Here is a 22057-nt window from a genome sequence, read left to right as displayed (position 1 = left end):
TCAGCTCCTCTCCGCGGTGCCGCGGCCCTGGGGGGAGGTGGGGGGCAGCGGGTCGGTGCGGGAGACCTGGGTCTCCGGGTAGGCCTGGTGGCCGGGGGCGGTGGGTGGTGCGGGGACGTCGTCGATGCGTTCGGCGGCCTCGATGCGGGCGGCGCACACCTTGTACTCGGGGATCTTGGAGCGCGGGTCGAGGGCGTCGATGGTGAGGGCGTTCGCCGAGGTGGGGACCGGCCAGTGGTAGGGCACGAAGACGGTGTCGGGGCGGATGGCCTCGGTGACGAGGGCGGGGAAGACCTCGCTGCCGCGGCGGGTGACGACGCGGACGGGGTCGCCGTTGCGGAAGCCGTGGGAGGGGTGGACCTCGACCCAGGGGCGGGGGGTCTGTTCGACGAGGGCGCCGAGGCGGCGGGTCTGGTTGCCGGAGAGGAAGTGGGCGACGGTGCGGCCGGTGGTGAGGGAGAGGGGGTACTCCTCGCTGTACGGGTCCATGGGCGGGTGCCACTCGACGACCTGGAGGTGGATCCTGCCGTCGGGGTGGTAGGTGCGGCCGTCCTCGAAGAGGCGGGGGGTGCCGGGGTGGTCGGTGCTGGGGCAGGGCCAGGCGATGCCGCCGGTCTCGTCGAGGCGTTCGTAGGTGATGCCGTAGTAGTCGTTGACCGTTCCGGCGGAGGCGGTGCGGAGTTCCTCGAAGACGGAGCGGGAGTCGGGGAAGGCGAACTTGTCCCCGGCGCCGAGGCGTCGGGCGAGTTCGCAGATGACCCAGGTGTCGGTGCGGACTCCGGCGGGGGGTTCCTGGGCCTTGTTGTGCTTGACGACCCTGGCCTCGGCGTTGGCCATGACGCCTTCGTCCTCGGCCCAGACGGTGACGGGGAAGACGACGTGGGCGTTGGCGGCGGTCTCGGAGAGGAAGAAGTCGAACTGGGCGTGGAATTCGAGGGTGTCGTAGCCGTCCTTGACGGTGGCGTAGTTCGGGAGGGAGACGAAGGGGTTGTTGCAGATGCCGACGAGGCCGCGGATCTCCTGGCGCTGCATCTGCCAGACCATCTCCATCATGGAGGTGCCGGCGGGCGGGAGTTCGGCTTCGTCGATGCCCCAGATCTCGCAGATCTGGCGGCGGTGCTCGGGGTTGGTGATGGAGCGGCCGCCGGGGAGGAGGTCGGACTTCTGGCCGTGTTCGCGGCCGCCCTGGCCGTTGCCCTGGCCGGTGATGGTGCCGTAGCCGGCGCCGGGCTTGCCGATGTGTCCGGCGGCGACGCACAGGTTGATGATCGAGAGGCAGTTCTCGACGCCCTGGGAGTGGTGCTCGACGCCGCGGGCGTGCCAGGCCATGGCCTTGTCCGCGCCGGCGAACATGCGGGCGACCTGGACGATCTGCTGCTCGGGGACGCCGCAGATCTCGGCCGAGCGGGCGGGCGGGTAGTCGGCGACCGTCCGCTTGACCTCCTCCCAGCCGGTGGCGTGGGCGGCGAGGTAGCTCTCGTCGGTGAGGCCCTCGGTGACGGCGACGTGGAGGACGGCGTTGAAGAAGGCGGAGTCGGTGCCGGGTTTGAGGGCGACGTGGACGTCGGCGGTGCGGGCGATCGCGGTCTGCCGGGGGTCGACGACGATGAGCGAGGCGCCCCGGTCGCGGGCGCCCCAGAGGTACTGGGTCATCACGGGGAAGCATTCGCCGACGTTGGAGCCCGCGATGAGGAGGCAGTCGGTGAGGAGGATGTCGGAGAAGGGGTTGCCGGCGCGGTCGATGCCGAAGGCGAGTTTGTTGGCTCCGGCGGCGGAGACCATGCAGAGGCGGCCGTTGTAGTCGACGTGCCGGGACTTGAGGGCGACGCGGGCGAACTTGCCGACGAGGTAGGTCTTCTCGGAGAAGAGACTGGCGCCGCCGAGGAGGCCGAAGGCGTCGTTCCCGTGCTCGCCCTGGATGCGGCGGATCTCGGCGACGGTGTGGTCGAGGGCCTCGTCCCAGCTGACCTCGCGGAAGTCCTCGTCGCGGCTGCGGCGCATGAGGGGCGCGGTGAGGCGGTCGGGGTGGTTGACCTGCTGGTAGGCGTTGATGCCCTTGGGGCAGAGCCGCATGCGGTTGATGTCGTGGTTGCGGGGCTCGACGCCGAAGACCTTGCCGTGGTGGTCGACGCGGAGGTACATCCCGCACTGGACGCCGCAGAAGCAGCAGTGGGTGGGGACGAGGGTCTCCTCGTTCTGGTCGGCGTGCCACCGGTCGGCGGGGATCCCGCCGGCATCGCGGAAGTTGCGGGTGCCGGGCGGCGCGAGGGAGGGATCGAGCGGCAGCGGCCGGCCGGGGGTCGCGGGGTCGGTCGCGGTCACTTGAAGCCCTTCTTCACGTGGTCGAGGTAGGCGTTGCCGCGCAGGACGCGCTTGCAGCGCGGGCAGTACTCGGCCCAGGTGTCGAAGCCGAGGTCGAGGTCGCGCATGGTGCCCTGGAGGTTCTCGACGTAGGGGGCGGTGTCGATGGGTTCGTGGCAGCGGCGGCAGGTGAGGATCTCGTCGTCGCCGTCGCGGCGGGCCGTGTACTTGAAGAGCTGCATGCCGACGGCGGCGGGGCGCTGCACGATGTGGAAGAACTTCCCGAAGGGGATGTAGATGAGGGTGAAGACGACGGACACCATGTGGAGGATGGCGAGGAACTCGTAGCCGCCGCCGTGCAGGAAGATCGACGAGAAGGTCAGCAGCAGCCCGGTCACGGAGATGACGATGAGGGCGAGCAGCGGGACGAGGTCGTAGGCGAAGCGCTGGCCGGTGATGGCTCCCCGGTCCTTCATGCGGCGCCAGAGGAAGTAGGCGGCGCCGGCGATGACGAGGACGGCGGCGATGTCGAGGCCGTGGAACATGAGCCAGCCGACCACGCTGAGGGCGTCGAACCCGAGGATCTTGAAGCCCCAGATCCGCATCTCGTAGCCGGGTCCCGAGCCGCTGTCGGAGGTGAAGGTGAACCAGCCCCAGGTGAGGGGGAAGGTGATCGCGGCGGCGAGCAGGCAGCCCCAGAAGAGGAGCTGGTGAGCGGCCCAGCGGGCGTGGGAGCGGGCGCCCAGGAACTTCTGGAAGCCGAGGTAGGTGGCGATCATCCTGGGCAGGGCGGTCGGGGCCTTGCGGAAGTTCGCGAGGGAGAAGAAGGAGCCCCAGCCCTTCCGGAAGAGGCGGCGGGCGCCGGGGGCGGAGACCCAGACGGTGTAGCGGTAGGCGATGCCGAAGGCCAGGAAGACGGTGGCGACGGCGTACGGGAGGAGGGCCGAGTCGAAGTCGCGGAGCAGGCGGCTGCCGAGCACGATCGCGAGGATCAGCAGGGCGGAGACGGCGGCGCCGACGAGGCTCGCGCGGCGCCGGACGGCGGCGGGGGTCTGTCGCGGTGCCCCGGTGCTCCGCGGCGGCGCGGCGGGGGGCTCGCTCGGCGGGGGTGTCTGCTCGGCGGTCTGCGGTGGCTCGGTCACGCGGTCACCGTACGGCGGTATGCGCTGTTCGGTCCCGTTTTGACCGCTATGGGGGTGACGCGTCGCTCAGACGGCAGTCAGGCCGTGGGCCCGGAAGACCTCGCGGGCCGCGGCGACCTGCTCGTGGGTCGGGGACGGCGTGTCGTGCAGGGTGAAGGGCTTGGCGAGTGCCTGCCACTTCGCTTCGCCGAGCTTGTGGAAGGGCAGGACGTCCACGCGGGACACGTTGCCGAGGCCGGCGGCGAAGGCGGCGACGCCCTCCACGTTGGCGGGGTCGTCGGTGAGCCCCGGGACGAGCACGAAGCGGACGTGGACCTCCTGGCCGAGGTCGGCGAGGCGCCGGGCGAAGTCCAGGGTCGGTCGCAGCGGCCGCCCGGTGACCTTCTTGTACGTGTCCGGGTCCCAGGACTTGAGGTCGAGGAGCACCAGGTCGGTGTCGCGCAGCAGCGCGTCCGTGGCGCGGGCGCCGAGGAAGCCCGAGGTGTCGAGGGCCGTGTGGAGCCCGAGCTCGTGCTTCATCCGGTGCAGGAGCTCGCCGGTGAAGACGGGCTGGAGGAGGGGTTCGCCCCCGGAGACGGTGGCGCCTCCGCCGGAGACGGAGATGAAGCGGACGTACTTGGACGCCTCGGCGATCACGGAGTCGGCGGAGGTGCGCGTGCCGTCGCGCATCTTCCAGGTGTCGGGGTTGTGGCAGTAGAGGCAGGTGAGGGGGCAGCCGGAGAGGAACGTGACGAAGCGGGTGCCGGGCCCGTCGACGCCGGTGGACAGGTCCCAGGAGTGGACCGATCCCTCGGAGGGCCGCCGACTGGCCGCGGCGGCCGGGGTACGGGGCGGGGAGACGGCCACGGGGGCCGGGGAGACGGCCTCGCGAGCCGGGGACCCGCCCGCACGGGCCTGAGGGGCGCCCGCGCGGGGTGCGGAGGCGGCGTCGCGGGGCTGAGAGCACCCCGCGCGGGACGCGGAGGCGGTCTCGCGGGTCCGAGGGGTGGTCGGGGCACTCGCGCTGGTCATGGCAGGGACTCCTTCGGGCGAGAGGCGTGCGACCCGGGGCCGGGGTGAGGATCCCCGGCCCCGGGCGCGAGGAGGGGGTGCGCTACAGCGACCCGTGGAAGGTGCGGTTCAGGACGTCCAGCTGCTGCTCGCGGGTGAGCCGGACGAAGTTGACCGCGTAGCCGGAGACCCGGATGGTCAGCTGCGGGTGGTTCTCCGGGTGCTCCATGGCGTCCTGGAGGACGTCGCGGTTGAGGACGTTGACGTTCATGTGGAAGCCGTCGCCGGCCATGTAGCCGTCGAGGACGCCCGCGAGGTTCCCGATGCGCTCCTCGGGGGTGCGGCCCAGGCCGTCGGGGGTGACGGTGCTGGTCAGCGAGATGCCGTCCTCGGCGTCCTCGTACGGAAGCTTGGCGACCGACAGGGCCGCGGCGACGTAGCCGTGGGTGTCGCGGCCGTTCATCGGGTTGGCGCCCGGCGAGAAGGGCTCACCGGCGCGGCGCCCGTCGGGGGTGTTGCCGGTCTTCTTGCCGTAGACGACGTTGGAGGTGATGGTCAGGACGGACTGGGTGTGCTCGGCGTCGCGGTAGGTGGGGTGCTTGCGGACCTTCCGCATGAACTCCTCGACCAGCCGGACCGCGATCTCGTCGACGCGCTCGTCGTTGTTGCCGTACGCCGGATAGTCGCCCTCGATCACGTAGTCGGTGGCGAGGCCGGTCTCGTCCCGGACCGGGGTGACCTTGGCGTACTTGATCGCGGCGAGGGAGTCGGCGGCGACGGAGAGCCCGGCGATGCCGCAGGCCATGGTGCGGCGGACGTCGCGGTCGTGGAGCGCCATCTCGACGCGCTCGTACGCGTACTTGTCGTGCATGTAGTGGATGACGTTCAGGGCGTGGACGTAGACGCTCGCCAGCCACTCCATCTGCTCGTCGAACCGGGCCGACACCTCGTCGTAGTCGAGGACCTCGGAGGTGAGGGCGCCGGTGGCCGGGCCGACCTGGGCGCCGGACTTCTCGTCGCGGCCGCCGTTGATCGCGTAGAGGAGCGTCTTGGCGAGGTTCACGCGGGCGCCGAAGAACTGCATCTGCTTGCCGACCGGCATCGCGGAGACGCAGCAGGCGATCGCGGTGTCGTCGCCGAAGCGGGGCCGCATCAGCTCGTCCGACTCGTACTGCACGGAGGAGGTGTCGATGGAGACCTTCGCGCAGAACTCCTTGAAGCCCCGGGGGAGCCGCGGCGACCAGAAGACGGTCATGTTCGGCTCGGGCGCCGGGCCGAGGTTGTACAGGGTCTGGAGGTAGCGGAAGGAGGTCCTGGTGACCAGCGGGCGGCCGTCCTCGCCGATGCCGGCGAGGGACTCGGTGACCCAGGTGGGGTCGCCGGAGAACAGCTCGTCGTACTCGGGGGTCCGCAGGAAGCGGACGATGCGGAGCTTGATGATGAAGTCGTCGACGAGCTCCTGCGCCCCCTCCTCGGTGAGCAGGCCGGCCTCGATGTCGCGCTGGAGGTAGACGTCGAGGAAGGTGGAGGTGCGGCCGAGGGACATCGCTGCGCCGTTCTGCTCCTTCACGGCGGCGAGGTAGGCGAAGTACAGCCACTGGACGGCCTCGTGGCCGGTGCGGGCGGGGCCGGAGAGGTCGTGGCCGTAGGAGGCGGCCATCGTCTTCAGCTCGCCGAGGGCGCGGATCTGCTCGGCCAGCTCCTCGCGCAGCCGGATCGTCTCCTCCAGGGTGCGGTGGCCCGCCGGGAGGGAGTCGAGCTCCGCCTTCTCCTCCTTCTTGACCTCGACGAGGCGGTCGACGCCGTAGAGGGCGACCCGGCGGTAGTCGCCGATGATGCGGCCCCGGCCGTAGGCGTCGGGCAGTCCGGTGACGATGCCGGCCTTGCGGGCGGCGCGGATCTCGGGGGTGTACGCGTCGAAGACGCCGGCGTTGTGGGTCTTGCGGTAGTCGGTGAAGACCTTCTCCAGCTCGGCGGAGACGGGGTAGCCGTACGTCTCCAGGGCGCCGGCGACCATGCGCCAGCCGCCGTTCGGCATGATCGCGCGCTTGAGCGGGGCGTCGGTCTGGAGGCCGACGATCAGCTCCCGGTCGCGGTCGATGTATCCGGGGGCGTGGGCGGTGATGGTGGAGGGGACGTCGTGGGAGACGTCCAGGACGCCCTTGGCGCGCTCCTCGGGGAAGCGGTCGGTGAGGGCCTTCCACACGGCGGTGGTCCGCTCGGTGGGCCCGGCGAGGAAGGAGTCGTCTCCCTCGTACGGCGTGTAGTTCTGCTGGATGAAGTCGCGGACGTCGATGGCGTCGCGCCAGAGTCCGCCCTTGAAGCCCTTCCAGGCCCGCTCGTTCACCGTTGCCTCAGCAGGGGTCGCAGTCACTGCCCGCACCGCCTTCTTCGATTCATTCGATCGCGTCGTTGCCTGCCTCCATTGCACTCCCTCCGAACGATCGATTGGGGCGGCATTGGTCACCGCCCGAGGGCCCTAGGTCCCCTTCCCTGCATGCGGAAAGACCCCGCAGGAGCGGGGCCTTTCTCTGGGGTGCGGCTTTGTGCGGGGCGGGCCTTTCTCTGGGGTGCGGCTTTGTGCGGGGCGGGCCTTTCTCCGGAGTGGGGGGCTTTCTCTGGGGGTGGGTCTTTCTCTGGAGTGGGGGGCCTTCTCTGGGGGTGGGTCTTTCTCTGGAGTGGGGGCCTTCTCCGGGGATGGGCCCTCTCCGGCGTCGGCGGCCGGTCTAGCTGGGCGCCTCGGCGTTCTTGCGGGCGTAGAACCACCAGGTCACGACCGTGCAGCTGAGGTAGAAGGCGACGAATCCCCACATCGCGCTGGTCACGGCCACCGAGCCGAAGAGGGCCGGGATGAAGAAGAAGCCGTAGGCGGCGACGGCCGAGGTGAATCCGGTGACCGCGCCGGACTCCATCTCCGCCTGCTTCAGCGCCCTGGCGTATTCCGGCGTGCCCTCTTCGAGGCCCTTCAGGTGGGTGCCCCGGAAGATGACCGGGATCTGGCGGAAGGTGGAGCCGTTGCCGATTCCGGAGAAGAAGAACGCGGCGAGGAAGCAGAGGAAGAAGCCCTGGAAGGAGCCGGCGTCACCGCCCGACGGCAGGAAGTTGATCACGCCGACGATGGCGGCGGCCATGCCCACGAAGGACAGGATCGTGACCCGCGCCCCGCCCCACTTGTCCGCGATCCAGCCGCCGCCCCAGCGGGCCAGGGCGCCGACGGCGGGACCCATCCAGGCGTACGTGGCGACCGAGTAGTCCGGGAACGTGGTCTTGATCAGCATCGGCAGGGCGGCGGCGAAGCCGATGAAGGAGCCGAAGGTGCCGACGTACAGCCAGGTCATCAGCCAGTTGTGCTTGCGCTTGAAGATGACCTTCTGCTGCTTGAACGGGGTCGACGCGACCTTCAGGTCGTTCTGCCCGAACCAGGCGACCGTCGCGAGGACCAGCAGGACCGGCACCCACAGGAACGCGGCGTTCTGGAGGAAGACGGGGGTGCCGTCCGCCTTGTGCTGGGCGGAGCCGATCGCGATCGTCGACCAGGTGATGACGATCGGGGTCAGCAGCTGGACCACGGAGACGCCCAGATTGCCGAGACCGCCGTTGATGCCGGTCGCGCTGCCCTTCTTCGCCTTCGGGAAGAAGAAGCCGATGTTCGCGAGGGAGGAGGCGAAGTTCGCGCCGCCGATGCCGCAGAGCGCGGCGATCGCGACCATCACGCCGTACGGGGTCGTCGGATCCTGGATGGCGACGCCGAGCCAGATCAGCGGCACCACCAGGACCGCCGTCGACAGCGCGGTGAAACGGCGCTGGCCGACCATCGGGCCGAGGAAGGTGTAGAAGATCCGGGCCGTGCCGCCGGTCAGGCCCGGGATCGCCGTCAGCCAGAACAGCTGCGACGTCGAGAAGCCGAAGCCGACGTCCTTCAGGTTCGTCGCGGTGACCGACCACACCTGCCACACGACGAACGCCACGAGCAGCGCCGGCACCGCGATCCACAGGTTGCGGGCGGCGACCCTGCGGCCGATGGACTTCCAGAAGAGCTCGTTCTCCGGCTCCCAGTCGGTGATCGGCTTCCCCGGCCGGTACTGCTCCGTGTCGTACGAGCCGGGTGACCGGCCGGCCGTTCTGCTGTCCTGGACTACGGAACTCATGGCGCTTCCCTGAGGGTTCGGGGCGGTGCTTCCTTGCCCTTCCAGGCTGCGCCCGCACCCCCGCGGGAGGTCAGTGCCGATGGTCGTCGGACGGGCGGGCCTAGGTCCCCTCAGCGGGAGGCCGGAGGAACCGGGAGCACCGGGAGCACCACCTCGGGATCGTCGAGGCAGACGCCGGTCCTCAGGTCGAACTCCTGCTTGTGCATCGGCGACGCCACCACCGGCACCCCGTCCCGGCTGCCCATGATCCCGTCCGCGATGACGTCGGCGCCCGAGAACGGGTCCCGGTTCCCCACCGCGTACACCGCCCCGTCCCCGTCCCGGAACAGCGCCGCCCGCGTCCCGTCCGGCAGGACCGCCTCCCGGCCGCGCCCCGGCTCCAGGAACTCCACCCCGGCCCCGTGCGGCTCGAAGCGGGCCAGGGCGGCCGGGTCGTCCAGTACGGCCTGCCACTCGTCCCGGTAGGCGGCGACGTGCCGCTCCATCTGCTCCTCCAGCTCGGCGCAGATCCCGAGCGAGTCCTCGATCAGCACCTCCCGGAGGTGCGCCGTCCCGCCGCCGAGCCGCTCCAGCCAGGCCGAGGTGCGCTCCAGGCGCTCCCCCGTCCGCACGTAGTACATGAGGAAGCGGTCGATCAGCGCGAACAGCCCGGCGGCCGAGAGGTCGGAGGCGAGCAGGTCGGCGTGGCGGGGCGTGGTGCCGCCGTTGCCGCAGACGTACAGGTTCCAGCCGCCGGCGGTGGCGATGACGCCGATGTCCTTGCCCCGGGCCTCGGCGCACTCGCGCAGACAGCCCGACACCCCGCCCTTGATCTTGTGCGGGGCGCGCAGGCCCCGGTAGCGGAGCTCCAGGTCGATCGCGAGCTGAACGGAGTCGCCCTGCCCGAAGCGGCAGAACCGGGAGCCGATACAGGACTTCACCGTGCGCAGGGACTTTCCGTACGCCTGCCCCGACTCGAATCCGGCGGCGATCAGCCGGCGCCAGATGGCGGGCAGGTCCTCCTTCGCCGCCCCGAAGAGGTCGATCCGCTGACCGCCGGTGATCTTGGTGTAGAGGCCGTGGTCGCGGGCCACCTCCCCGATCGCGATGAGCTGCCCGGCGCTGATCTCGCCGCCGGGGACGCGCGGGACGACCGAGTAGGTGCCGTCCTTCTGGAGGTTGGCGAGGAAGAGGTCGTTGGAGTCCTGGAGCGCGGCCTGCTCCCCTGCCAGCACGTGCCGGAGGCCGAGCTCGGGCGCGAGGGTGCCGAGGACGTTCGCGACGACGGGCTTGCAGACCGCGCACCCGCCCGTGTCGCCGGAGCCGTACCGCTCGGCCAGCTCGCTGAAGGAGCGGATGCGTTCGGTGCGGATCAGCTCGTACACCTCGGGCCGGGACAGCTCCGGGAAGTGCGCGCACAGGCCGCGCGCCCGGCGCACCCCGGCGGCGTCGAGGACGGCCTGGAGGGTGTTCGCGCAGCCCCCGCAGCCGGTGCCGGCCCGGGTGCAGCGCTTGATCCCACCGAGGTCGGTCAGACCGTGCTCGGCGATCGCCCCCGCCACCGCGCCCTTGGTGACGTTGTGGCAGGAGCAGACGACGGCGTCGTCGGGCAGCGCCTCGGCGCCGGGCGCGCTCTCGGTCGCGGGCAGGAGGAACGCCTCGGGCGGGGCGGGGAGCCGGCGGCCCGCGTGCGGCTTGAGGGAGCCGTACGCCCCGGCGTCGCCCACCAGGATCCCGCCGAGGAGCTGCCCCTCGGGGCCGAGCAGCAGCTTCTTGTAGACGCCCTCGCGGCCGTCCGAGAACACGATCTCGGTGGCCTGCGGGCCCGCGGCGAACGGGTCGCCGAACGAGGCGACGTCCGCGCCCAGCAGCTTCAGCTTGGTGGAGGTGTCGGCGCCGGTGAACACCGTCGTGCCGTCCCCCGCGAGCCGGTCGGCGACCGTCTCGGCCATCTGGTAGCCGGGCGCGACCAGTCCGTAGACCTGCCCGTCGGCGGTCTGCGCGCACTCGCCGACGGCGTACACGTACGGGTCGGACGTCCGGCAGTGCTCGTCGACCGCCACGCCCCCTCGGTCCCCGACGGCGAGACCCGCCTCGCGGGCGAGGCGGTCGCGCGGCCGGACACCGGCGGAGAAGACGACCAGGTCGGCGGGGAGCCGCTCGCCGCTGGACAGCCGGAGGCCGCTCACCGTCCCGGCGTCGTCCGTCTCGACCTCGACGGCGCCGACGCCCGTGCGCACGGCCACCCCCATCGACTCGATGGTGGCCCGCAGGGCCGCCGCGCCGCCGTCGTCGACCTGGAGCGGCATCAGCCGGGGCGCGAACTCGACCACGTGCGTGGCGAGTCCGAGGGTACGGAGCGCCCCGGCGGCCTCCAGGCCGAGGAGGCCGCCGCCGATGACGACACCGGTCCGGGCGGGTTCGGCGTACGCGGTGAGCGCGTCGACGTCGTACAGGGTGCGGTACGTGAAGCAGCCCGGCGCGTCGGCGCCGGGGACCGGCGGCACGAACGGGTACGAGCCGGTGGCCAGGACCAGCGCGTCGTACCCGAGGACCGCGCCGGACGTGGTGGTGACGGTGCGGGCGGCGGTGTCGACCTGCTCGGCGGGATCCCCCAGCCGCAGGTCGATCCCGTGCGAGGCGAGGAACTCGGGCGTGGAGAGCGCCAGCTGGTTCGGCGCGGTGCCGGTGAAGACGGAGGACAGATGGACCCGGTCGTACGCGGGGACGTCCTCCTCCGCGAGGACGGTCACGCTCCAGCCCGGGCCGCCACCGGGCCCGGCGAGACCGTCCCGTTCGGCCAGGGCCTCCAGGAGCCGTTGCCCGACCATGCCGTGCCCGATGAGGACGAGTTTCGGTGTCCGCTGGGCGGCCATGGCGGTCCTCCGTGGGGTCGCGGGTCTCTTCCCTCCGACGGTAGGGCGGCCGGGCACGCGGACCGGCCCGTGAAGGACCCGAGGCGAAGGGACCTCCGCCCCAGAAACCCGGGCCTTGTGCCGGGGGGCGGGACGGGGGGCGGGGCCGTAGCGTCCAGGTGTGGGACAGCACCCCGAGACGAGGCGCCCGGCCTGTGCGGGGCGGGGCGCCTTGTGGGTCCGCGCTCGGTTGAGGCGCCGCGCCTTGTGGGGCCGCGCCTGGTTGAGGCGCCGCGCGCTGCCCGCTGCCCGTGGGGGCCTGCCGCCTACGGGCCCCGTTTGGGCCCGTCGCCCGCTGCCCGTGTGGGCCCCGTGTCCCACGCAGGTGTGGGCCCGTCGCCCCCGCCCGTGGGGGCCGTCGCCCGCTGCCCGTGTGGGCAATCGTCCCGCTGGGCGGGACGGGTGGGCACACGGGACGGCGCCCTTCAGCGGCGCCTCCGCGTCCTGCGCCCGGACCCGCACCCCACGGCTGCGGGATGCATCCGGTGCAGGTCCAGGCGCGGAAGCCTAGGCCCGGCAAGGGCGCCGTTCCGTTGTGCCCACCCGTTCCGCCCTGCGGAACGCCTGCCCACAACGGGCGGGCGCGAGCCCACCGCGGGCAACGGGGACGCCCACAACGGCGAGGCAGGGGCCCACCACGGCAGCGCGCCGTCCACCCCCCCGGTCCAAAACAGGAGGCACCATGCAGCAGATCGTGCTCGCCGTGCACGGAAGCGTCGACCCCGGCTCCACCCCCGTCCTCGCCCGCCTCGCCGCCCGCGTCCAGGCCCTCGCCTCCGCCCCCGTCACCGTCGCCCACCTGGACCACCGCTCCCCCTCCCTCGCGGACGCCCTCAGCGAGCGGCCCGGCGCGCTCGTCGTCCCGGTCCTCCTCGGCGACGGCTACCACCGCACCGTCGACATCCCGGCCGTCGCCCGCCGCTTCGGCAGCACGGTCACGCGCGGTCTGAGCGGCGAGCCGGCCGTGGCCCTCGCCCTCCGCGACCGGCTGCGGGCCGCCGAGCGGGCGGCCGGCGGCCCGGCGGACGTCGTGGTGGTGGCGGGGGCCGGGTCGTCCCGGCCGGGCGGTGAGGACGGCACCCTCCGGGCCGTGGAGCAGCTGGCCCGGCACCTGGCGGTGCCGGTGACCGCCGCGTACTGCTCGGCGGGTTCCCCGGCCCCGGCCGAGGCGGTCGCGCGGCTGCGCGCGGACGGCTTCCGCCGGGTCGCGCTCGCCGCCCACCTGCTGGCGCCGGGCCGCTTCACCCGCGCCCTCGCGGGTGTCCCGGGCGCCTGGACGGTGACGGAGCCGCTCGCCGACCACCCGCTCCTGGCGGCGGCCGTGGCCGCGCGCTGCGCGGACGCGTCGGACACCGGGCGGCGAAGGCCCGCGGACCCGCCGACCGGGCCGCACGACACAGAGGCGCGTGGCGCGCACGCGGACCCGCAGCCCGCTCCGCCGACCGCTCCGCACGACACGGAGGACACAGCGCGTGGCAGGCCCCCGGGCCCGCCGCCCGCTCTGCTGTGCTGGGGCGCATGACACAACCGTTCCTTCCCCTCACCGCCCGCTCCCGCGAGGAGTCGCACCGGGTCGCCACGCCCCTGGAGCTCTTCTTCGACCTGTGTTTCGTCGTGGCCGTCGCCCAGGCCGGTGCCGAGCTGGTGCACGCGGTTGCGGAGGGCCACGCCGGCGTGGGCATCGCCAACTACGCGATGATCTTCTTCGCGATCTGGTGGGCGTGGATGAACTTCTCCTGGTTCGCCTCCGCGTACGACAACGACGACGTCCTCTACCGCGTCGTCACCCTCGTCCAGATCGCCGGCGTGCTGATCCTCGCCGCCGGTGTCTCGCGCGCCTTCGAGGAGCACGACTTCCTCGTCGTCTACCTCGGCTACCTCGTCATGCGGGTGGCACTCGCCTCGCAGTGGCTGCGCGCCGCGCACCACGCCGCCGACCCGGCCGAGCGGACGATGTGCCGCCGGTACGCGGGCGGGGTGCTCACCGTCCAGATCGGCTGGCTCGCGCTGGTCCTCGCGCCGGAGCCGACCCGCCCGTGGATCTTCCTGGTCATGGCGCTCGCCGAGATGACCGTGCCGGTCTACGCGGAGAAGGACGCGCCCAGCGCCTGGCACCCGCACCACATCGCCGAGCGGTACGGCCTGTTCACCATCATCGTGCTCGGCGAGACGGTCGCCGCGGCGACCGTCGCCGTGAAGACGGGCATCGCCGAGAACGACGCGCTGGGCGAGGTGCTCCCGATCGCCGCGGGCGGTCTGCTGCTGGTCTTCGCCGCCTGGTGGATCTACTTCGTGGTGCCCGCCCACGACCGGCTGACCTCCAGCCGCCAGGGCTTCCTGTGGGGCTACGGGCACTACGTGATCTTCGCGTCGGCCGCCGCCGTCGGCGCGGGCCTGGAGATCGCCGTCGAGCAGGCCGTGGGCGCCGCGCACATCTCCACGCTCGCGGCCTCCGCCGCGGTGACGATCCCGTCCGCCGTGTTCCTGCTGTCGGTGTGGCTGCTGCACGCGCGCTACTTCAAGGTCGGCATCGCGCAGCAACTGGTTCTGCCGGTCGCGTCGTTCGCGATCCTGATGTGCTCGTTCGCGGGCCGCTGGGCGGTGCTCGCGGCCGGTCTCGTCGCGGCGGCCACGGTCGCCGTCGGGGTGACCCTGACCGCCCGGAACCCGGGCACGCGCGCGACGGCCGCCTGAGGGCCCGCGGGACTGGAAGGGCACGGCCGGGCGGGACACAATCCGGGGCATGATCTTCCGTCTCCTCGGGCCGCTCGCGGTGTCCGGAGCCGCCGGCACCGCGGGAATCGCCGGCGGCCCCAAAATCCGCGCCCTGCTCGCCCGGCTCCTGCTCGACGCGGGCGGCAGCGTCCCGGTGGAGCGGCTCGTCGACGGCCTGTACGGGGACGAGCCCCCGGCCGACGCCCAGGGCGCGCTCCAGGCCCAGGTGTCGCGGCTGCGCCGGGCCCTCCCGCCGGGCACGGCCGTGGAGTTCTCGCCCGCCGGGTACCGGCTCGCCCTCGCGGATCCCGCCGCCGCGGTGGACGTCCTGCGCTTCGAGGCGCTCGTCCGGGAGGGCGCGCGGGCCGGTGCGGCGGGCGACCCCGGGCACGCGGCCGGACTGCTGCGGGAGGCGCTCGGTCTCTGGCGGGGGCCCGCGCTGGCCGACGTACGGGACGCGCCGTTCGCCGCGGGCCAGGCGGCCCGGCTCGACGCGCTGCGGCTGGACGCGGTGGAGGAGTGGGCCGCCGCCGAGCTGGCGGCGGACGGCGACCCGGCCCTGCTCGTACGGGAACTGGAGCCGTGGGCGCGGGAGCAGCCGCTGCGGGAACGGCTGCGGGGGCTCCAGATGCGTGCGCTCGGCGCGGCGGGGCGGCAGGCGGACGCGCTGGCCGTGTACGAGGAGGTGCGCTCGGCCCTCGCGGAGGAGCTGGGGGCCGATCCGTCGCCGGAGCTGGCCGCCGTGCACCTGCGGCTGCTGCGGGGCGGGGAGGCGGCGCCGGAGCGGCCGTGTCCGCCGCTGCCCGCGCCGCTGACGGACTTCGTGGGGCGCGCGCGGGAGCGGGAGCGGCTGGCGGCCCTGGTGTCGGCGGCCCGTCTGGTGACCCTGGTGGGCCCGGGCGGTGCGGGCAAGACCCGGCTGGCCCTGGAGGTGGGCGCGGGCCTGCGGGGCGAGGTCCGCTTCGTGGACCTGGGAGCGGTGGCGGGCACCCCGGGCCCGTCGGACGCCGCCCCCGGCCCGTACGGCGGGACCGGCTCCGCGGCTGGGGGCGGCCCGTCCGGAGAGGTCGCGGAGGCGTTCGCGGCGGCGCTCGGGGTGCGGGGCGCAGCGCGGCTCCAAGCGGCCCTGGAGGGGCGGCCGGTGCTGCTGATCGTGGACAACTGCGAGCACGTCGTGGCGGAGACGGCGGTCCTCGTACGGCGTCTCCTCGGCGCCTGCCCGGGGCTGCGGGTCCTGACGACGAGCCGGGAGGCGCTCGGCATCACCGGGGAGTCGCTGCTGCCGCTCGGGGCGCTGTCGCCGGAGGCGGCCGAGGAGCTGTTCGTGCGGCGGGCGGCCGCCGTCCGGCCCGGATTCGCCGGGCACGCGCGCGTGGCGGAGCTCTGCGCGGGTCTCGACGGGCTGCCGCTGGCCGTCGAGCTGGCGGCGGCCCGGCTGCGGACGCTGTCCGTGGAGGAGCTGGCGGACGGGCTCGGCGAGCGCTTCGAGCTGCTGTCGCGCGGGGACCGCACCGCACCCGCCCGGCACCGCACGCTGCGGGCCGTGGTGGAGTGGAGCTGGTCGCTGCTGGAACCGGACGAGCGGCGACTGGCCGCGCGGCTCTCCGTCTTCCGGGGCGGGGCGACGGCGGAGGCGGTGGCCCGGGTGTGCGGGGCGGGCACCGGGGCGCTGGCGTCGCTGGTGGAGAAGTCCCTGGTGGAGGTACGGGAGGACGGCCGGTACCGGATGCTGGAGACGATCCGCGCGTACGCCGCCGAGCGGCTCCCGGCCGACGATCCGGCACCCGCCGCGCACCGCGCCCACTACCGGGAGCTCGCCGAGGCCGCCGATCCCGAGCTGCGCGGGCCCGCCCAGCTGGAGTGGCTGGCCCGCCTCGACGCGGAGGACGCGAACCTGCGGGCCGCGCTGCGGCACTCCGCCCCGGAGGACGGGCTGCGGCTGGTGGCCGCGCTCAGCCCGTACTGGTGGCTGCGCGGGCTGCGGGGCCGGGTCGCGGCGCCGGTCGCGGCGCTCCTCGACCGGGTGGAGCCGTCGGCGGAGCGGGGCGAGGAGTACGCGCTGTGCGTCCTCGCGGCGGGCCTGCGGGAGGGGGCGCACGTGGAGCGGGCCCGGGGGTTCCTCACCACGGGTACGGCTCCGCTGCGGCAGCCGTACACCGCGTTCCTCTGGTCGACGTCCGTGGGCCCCGTGGAGGGGCTGCGGCTCGGCGACGACCCGTGGTCCCGGTCCCTGGCGCTGGTGGGCCGCGCCCATCTGACGCCGGGGCCCGCCGAGGCCGAGGCTCTTCTGACGGAGGCCCTCACGGGCTTCCGGGCGCTCGGCGAGCGCTGGGGCACGGCGACGGCCCTGGAGGGCCTCGCGGCGCACGCGCGCGACCCGCTGCCCCTCCTGGCGGAGGCCCTGTCCCTCTTCGAGGAGCTGGGGGTCGCGGAGGACGTCGTGGACCTGCTGCTGCGGCGGGCGACGGTCCACGAGGCGGCGGGCGCCACGGAGTCGGCGACGAGGGACCGCCACCGCGCCGCACGGACGGCCCACCACGCGGGCCTACGCGTGCCGTCGCCGTAGAACCCCCGGGCGGCGGGGGCCCGGGCCGCCGCCCCGCCCGCGCGTGCACCGGCGCCCGCCGGGACGGCCTCCCGTCGCCGCCGCCGCGTGGCCCGCGCCCGCCTCGGGCGGTACCTGCCCGCCCGCCCCCGGCCTGCGGACCCATGCCCCGCCCGCGCAGGCAGTCCTTCGCCCACCCCTGTGCGCGCCCGCGCCCGCCGGGACGGCTCGCGTCGCGGGCCCGCGCCCGCCTCGGGCGGTGCCCGCCGCACGCCCCCGGTGGGGCCTTCGCCCCACGCCCGTGTGGGCGCTCGCCCCCGCCCCGTGCGCCCGCGCCGCCTCGTGTGGGCCTTCGCCCCGCCCCGTGTGGGCAATCGTCCCGCTGGGCGGGACGGGTGGGCACACGGGACGGCGCGCTGAGCGGCGCCTCCGCGTTCTGTGCCTGGACCCGCATCTCCCGGGAGCCGTCACCGGTGGTGCGGGTCGGGGCTCGGAAGCCTCTGGCGCCGGCAAGGGCGCCGTTCCGTTGTGCCCACCCGTTCCGCCCCTTGCGGAACGCCTGCCCACAACGGGGCCGACGGGGGCGCCTGCCCGCAACGCGCGGGGCGCGACGGACCGACGGGCCGTGGGCCCGCAACGGGCGGGCGCGGGCACACCACGGCGGGGCGCGGCCCGCAACAGAGCGGCGGGCCGTGGGCCCACCACGCGCCGGGCGCGGCCCGCGACCGGCGCCGCGCGCCCACCGGCCAGGACCGTCAGGCTCGCGTCAGTGGTTCGTCAGCGGGTCGCGGCAGCGTGCTCCCACGCCCCGGGGACACCCTCCGGGACAGGCCACAGGAGATCACCGTGCAGAAGACCACCACCGCCCTCGTCACCGGTTCCTCCCGCGGCATCGGCCGGGCCGTCGCCCGGCGCCTCGCCGCCGGCGGGGCGCTCGTCGCCGTCCACTACGGGCAGGACGCCGCCGCCGCGCGGGAGACCGTGGACCTGATCGCCGGGGACGGCGGACGCGCCTTCGCCGTGGGCGCCGACCTCGCCACGCACGACGGGGTCCTCGCCCTGGTCGAGGGCGTCCGGGCCGGTCTCGACGCCCACACCGGGGAGGCGGTGCTCGACGTCCTGGTCAACAACGCCGCCGCGACGACCTCGGGCGGGCATCTCGCGGAGGAGACCCCGGAGGCGTTCGACCGCGTCTTCGCCGTCAACGTCCGGGCGCCCTACTTCCTCGTGCAGGGGCTGCTGCCGATGCTCCGCGACGGCGGCCGGATCATCAACATCGGCTCGGCCGTCACCCGTATCGCACTCGCCGACGAGCTGGCGTACGCGATGACGAAGGGCGCCATGGAGACCTTCACCCGTACGCTCGCCAACGTCGTCGGGGAGCGCCGGATCACCGTCAACACGGTCGCCCCCGGCCCGACGCAGACCGCCGGTCTCACCGCCGCCATGGCCGCGATGCCCGCGCTGGAGGGCATGCTGATCGCGAACCAGGCGCTGCCGTGGGTCGGACAGCCCGAGGACATCGCCGACCCGGTGGCCTTCCTGGCCTCGGAGGAGGGCCGCTGGATCACCGGGACCGTGATCGACGCCTCGGGCGGCACGTACCTCGGCCCCAAGCGCTGAGCCAAGCACCGTGGTAGGCAGGGGACATGACACTCCCCGAGGATCCCGAGGGCCGGGACGCGATCACCGACGTGGGCGGGCTGCGCGTGGGGCACGCGCGCGTGGCCGGGCCCGGGGCGCTGACCGGGACGACCGTCGTGCTGGCCCCGGAGGGCGGGGCCGTCGCCGCCGTGGACGTACGGGGCGGGGGCCCGGGCACGCGGGAGACGGACGCCCTGGACCCGAGGAACCTGGTCCAGCGGATCGACGCCGTCGTCCTGACCGGCGGCAGCGCGTACGGCCTGGACGCGGCCGCCGGGGTGATGGCCTGGCTGGCGGAGCGCCACCGGGGCGTGCGGGTCGGCCCCGACCCCGCGCACGTGGTGCCGGTGGTGCCCGCCGCCTGCGTCTTCGACCTGGGCCGGGGCGGCGACTTCGCGGCCCGCCCGGACGCGGCGACGGGCCGCGCGGCGGCCGAGGCCGCGGCCGCGAGCGGAGACCGCGCGCGCGTGGCGACGGGCGCGGTCGGCGCGGGCACCGGGGCCGTCGTCGGCGGCCTGCGGGGCGGCGTGGGGACGGCGAGCACCGTCCTGGAGTCGAGCGTCACGGTCGGCGCGCTCGTGGTGGTGAACGCGGTGGGTTCGGCCGTCGACCCGACGACGGGCGTCCCGTACGGCCACTACTTCGAGGCCGGCCGGCCCGTCTTCCCGGACGCCTCGGTCCACGAGGCGGCGCTGCGGCGGCTCGCCGGGGCGAGGGGCGCGGCGGCCCCTCCGCCGATGAACACCACGCTCGCGGTCGTCGCGACGGACGCGGCGCTGACCCGGGCGCAGGCGCAGAAGGTCGCCGGCACCGCGCACGACGGCATCGCGCGCGCGGTGCGGCCGGTGCACCTGATGAACGACGGGGACACGGTCTTCGCGCTGGCGACCGGGGCGCGCGAACTGCCGGAGGGGCCGGGGCCGCTCGCGCTGAACGAGATCCTGGCGGCGGGCGCGGACCTGGTCACCCGGGCGATCGTCCGCGCGGTGCTCGCGGCGCCGGGCGGGCTGCGCGGTCCGGGCGGCGACTTCCCCTCGTACCGTGAGCTGTACGGACCGGATTCGGGCGCGTACTCCCGGTAAGACCAAGGGAGTTGAATGAACGGGGAGGGAACTTCCCAAGAGGGCCCTTCGTTTTCCCCGAACCCCGGACCAGATGTCAGACCCAGGGACTACGTTAAGCAAGCACCGAGTGACATGCGGCGACGGCCTGGAGACCCTCTTGAACGATCCGCAGGATCCTCACGATCCGTACGAGACGACCGAGACGCACCTTGAGCGGCTCCTCGGCCGGGCGCTCAACTCCTTCGACCTGCCCGACTCGACCGTCGAGCGCCTCGGCACGGCGCTCGCCCACTCCAGCGCGCTGCACTCCTCGCACCACAGCGCGTCGCTGCACCGCACGACCCACCGCCACACGTATCTGCTCCCCGACGGCAGCGCCCTCAGCCTGTGGGAGCTCGCGCACAACGCCGGGCGGGACGGCGCCGAGCAGCACGAGCTGTACGCGGAGGAGTCGGAGGCGCGGCTCGCCGCGTCCCGTCTCCCGGCCGGCCCGCTGCCGGGGTGGACGGCGGAGCGCGCCGACGGCCGCGCCCTCGACGAGGACGACGACCTGGAGCTGCTGAGCGCCCTGCTCGCCCGCCCGATACCCGCCCAGCCGCGGATGTACGTGCCGGACAACTCCGCCGACCACGCGCGCCGCGTCCTGCGCCGCGCGGAGAACGCGGACCGGCCGGGCGAGCGGACGGCCCGCCGGCTCCGGCTGGCCTTCGCGCACCACATCACGCAGGCCTTCGGGCGTCACTGCCCGGTGGAGGGCGGCCGGGACGCCGGCTTCACCCTCTACGAGCACCAGTTCCTGCTGCTCGACGGCAGCGAGGTCAGCCTCTGGGAGGTCGAGCACACGGCGACGCCGGACGGCCGGCACATGTGCGAGGTGTACGAGGACGAGCACGCGGCCCGCGGCGCGATGGAGTCCCGCTCCCGGGTGCGCTGACGCGGGGGCCCGCGGCCTCGGCCGCTCGACGGCGAAGGCCCGGTCGGCCCGGGTCTGTTCGCGGCCGATCACGACGAAGGGCCCTGGTCCGGTGACCAGGGCCCTTCCATGAACGGATCGGCGCGCGAGCGGGATCAGTGCGCGAGCACCGGCTCCTTCTCGACCGTCACGACCTCGTCGGCGCCGTCGCCGCCGCCCTCCAGGTGCTGCTTCGGCCTCGCAGGGAGCGCGAACATCACCAGGAAGATCAGGGCGAGCACGCCCGCCGCCCAGCCCAGCGAGTTCTGGAAGGCGTCCGTGAACGCGGCGCCCACCTCGGACGGCGCCTGGGCGAGCTTCTTGTCGTCGATCGTCCCGAAGAAGACCACCGACACCAGGCCGAGGCCGAGCGCGTTGCCCATCTGGCCCGTCGTGTTGATCAGGCCCGAGGCCGAACCGGCGTGCTCCTTCGGCACCTCCGAGAGGACCGCGTCCGTCAGCGGCGCCACGATGAGGCCCATGCCCAGGCCCATGACCACCAGCGGCGGGATCATCTGCCAGGGCTGGATCCCGGTCCCGTACCGCCCGGCCTCGAAGAGGTAGAGCAGGAGGCCCGCGATCATCGTCAGCGCGCCCGCCTGGAGGACCTTGCGGCCGAAGCGCGGGACCAGCTTCTGCACGGACATGCCGGCCGCGACCGAGACCGAGATCGAGAACGGCACGCCGGTCAGACCCGCCTTCAGCGGGGTCCAGCCGAGCCCGATCTGCATGTAGAGCGTCCAGACCAGGAAGAAGATGCCGAGGACGACGCCGAAGGTCAGCTGCACGGCGATGCCGGCCGCGAAGCTCTTCACCTTGAACAGCGACAGCTCGACGAGCGGCGAGCCGTCCTTCTTCGTCTTGTACTTCTCGTACGCCACGAGCGCGCCGAAGACGAGCAGGCTGCCCGCCATCATCAGGTGGCCCCACAGCGGCCAGTCCAGCTCACGGCCGCGCGTCAGCGGGTAGACGAGCATGAGCAGCGCCGCCGTCACCAGGAGCACGCCGACCATGTCGAGCTTGAGCGCCTTCGGCGCCTTCGACTCGGTGATGAACTTCCGGCCCAGGAGGATCGCGGCGACGCCGACCGGCAGGTTGATCAGGAAGATCGGGCGCCACTCCAGGCCCGCGATGTTCCACTGGGTGAGCAGCGCGCCGAGCAGCGGGCCCGAGACCGCGCCCAGGCCGATGATCGCGCCGAACATGCCGAAGACCTTGCCGCGCTCGTGCGCCGGGAAGGTGACGTGGATGATCGACAGGACCTGCGGGACCATCATCGCGGCCGCCGCGCCCTGGAGCAGCCGGGAGCCGACGAGCATCTCCTGGTTGGCCGCGAAGCCGCAGAGGGCCGAGGCGAGGGTGAAGCCGGCGGTGCCGAGGAGGAAGAGCCGCTTGCGGCCGTAGATGTCCCCGAGCCGCCCGCCGGTGATCAGACCGGCGGCGAACGCGAGCGCGTACCCGGCGGTGATCCACTGGATGGCCCCGAACGAGGCGCCGAGGTCCTTCTCGATGCTGGGGATCGCGATGTTGACGATCGTGGCGTCGACCAGGTCCATGAAGGCGGCGGTCATGACGATGGCGAGGGCGATCCAGCGCCTCTTGTCTCTGGCCGCTGCTGCTTCGGTGGCGGCGTCGTGTGCACTCATGTGAAGAAGATAAACA

Annotated in this window: 13 protein-coding genes; 6 read left to right on the top strand and 7 right to left on the bottom strand. The window is 73.7% G+C overall.

Features of this window, described 5'->3' with window-relative positions; all coding sequences use genetic code 11:
* The 6 genes from ACFYXU_RS34585 to nirB form a co-directional block, all read right to left on the bottom strand.
* Complete coding sequence (locus tag ACFYXU_RS34585; RefSeq protein ID WP_389461580.1) at nt 1-2322, bottom strand: molybdopterin oxidoreductase family protein; 2322 nt, start codon at nt 2320-2322, stop codon at nt 1-3.
* Entirely contained in the window at nt 2319-3443 is a 1125-nt protein-coding gene (locus ACFYXU_RS34580) for an MFS transporter (protein WP_389408830.1), read from the bottom strand. Before ACFYXU_RS34580 ends, ACFYXU_RS34585 begins: the two co-directional genes overlap by 4 nt.
* A gap of 66 nt (nt 3444-3509) precedes the next feature.
* Complete coding sequence (gene pflA, locus ACFYXU_RS34575) at nt 3510-4454, bottom strand: pyruvate formate-lyase-activating protein (RefSeq protein WP_376508327.1); 945 nt, start codon at nt 4452-4454, stop codon at nt 3510-3512.
* Nucleotides 4455-4536: 82 nt separating this feature from the next.
* Nucleotides 4537-6816: a formate C-acetyltransferase gene (gene pflB / locus ACFYXU_RS34570; protein WP_361394659.1), complete on the bottom strand. Its 2280-nt coding sequence runs from the start codon at nt 6814-6816 to the stop codon at nt 4537-4539.
* Nucleotides 6817-7159: 343 nt separating this feature from the next.
* Nucleotides 7160-8581, bottom strand: coding sequence for an MFS transporter (locus tag ACFYXU_RS34565; RefSeq protein WP_389461577.1), 1422 nt, complete (start codon nt 8579-8581; stop codon nt 7160-7162).
* A 110-nt stretch (nt 8582-8691) separates the two neighbouring features.
* On the bottom strand, nt 8692-11436 hold the full coding sequence (gene nirB, locus ACFYXU_RS34560) for a nitrite reductase large subunit NirB (RefSeq protein ID WP_389461575.1): 2745 nt from the start codon (nt 11434-11436) through the stop codon (nt 8692-8694).
* A gap of 721 nt (nt 11437-12157) precedes the next feature.
* On the opposite strand from nirB, the gene ACFYXU_RS34555 reads away from it, so the two are divergent.
* The 6 genes from ACFYXU_RS34555 (at nt 12158) to ACFYXU_RS34530 (ending at nt 20377) form a co-directional block, all read left to right on the top strand.
* Nucleotides 12158-12997, top strand: a complete 840-nt coding sequence (locus ACFYXU_RS34555) for a sirohydrochlorin chelatase (protein WP_389461573.1) — start codon at nt 12158-12160, stop codon at nt 12995-12997.
* Nucleotides 12994-14169 (top strand): low temperature requirement protein A, encoded by a 1176-nt coding sequence (locus ACFYXU_RS34550; RefSeq protein WP_389461571.1) that lies wholly within the window; start codon nt 12994-12996, stop codon nt 14167-14169. The genes ACFYXU_RS34555 and ACFYXU_RS34550 overlap by 4 nt, the downstream gene beginning before the upstream one ends.
* A gap of 49 nt (nt 14170-14218) precedes the next feature.
* A complete protein-coding gene (locus ACFYXU_RS34545) occupies nt 14219-16756 on the top strand; it encodes an ATP-binding protein (RefSeq protein ID WP_389461569.1) in 2538 nt (845 codons plus the stop codon).
* Nucleotides 16757-17581: 825 nt separating this feature from the next.
* The gene (locus tag ACFYXU_RS34540) at nt 17582-18358 is read left to right on the top strand and encodes an SDR family oxidoreductase (protein ID WP_376508334.1); all 777 of its coding nucleotides are present in this window, start codon (nt 17582-17584) and stop codon (nt 18356-18358) included.
* A 26-nt stretch (nt 18359-18384) separates the two neighbouring features.
* Nucleotides 18385-19461: a P1 family peptidase gene (locus ACFYXU_RS34535; protein ID WP_389461567.1), complete on the top strand. Its 1077-nt coding sequence runs from the start codon at nt 18385-18387 to the stop codon at nt 19459-19461.
* 73 nt (nt 19462-19534) lie between these two features.
* The gene (locus ACFYXU_RS34530; protein WP_376508336.1) at nt 19535-20377 is read left to right on the top strand and encodes a DUF6227 family protein; all 843 of its coding nucleotides are present in this window, start codon (nt 19535-19537) and stop codon (nt 20375-20377) included.
* A gap of 134 nt (nt 20378-20511) precedes the next feature.
* On the opposite strand, the gene ACFYXU_RS34525 is transcribed toward ACFYXU_RS34530, so the two are convergent.
* Complete coding sequence (locus tag ACFYXU_RS34525) at nt 20512-22041, bottom strand: MFS transporter (RefSeq protein WP_389461565.1); 1530 nt, start codon at nt 22039-22041, stop codon at nt 20512-20514.
* Nucleotides 22042-22057: the final 16 nt, after the last annotated feature.

This window comes from Streptomyces sp. NPDC002232 (genome assembly GCF_042890295.1).
Taxonomy (GTDB): domain Bacteria; phylum Actinomycetota; class Actinomycetes; order Streptomycetales; family Streptomycetaceae; genus Streptomyces.
The sequence above is the reverse complement of the archived record's forward strand: the minus strand, read 5'-3'. Positions and strand labels throughout refer to the sequence as shown.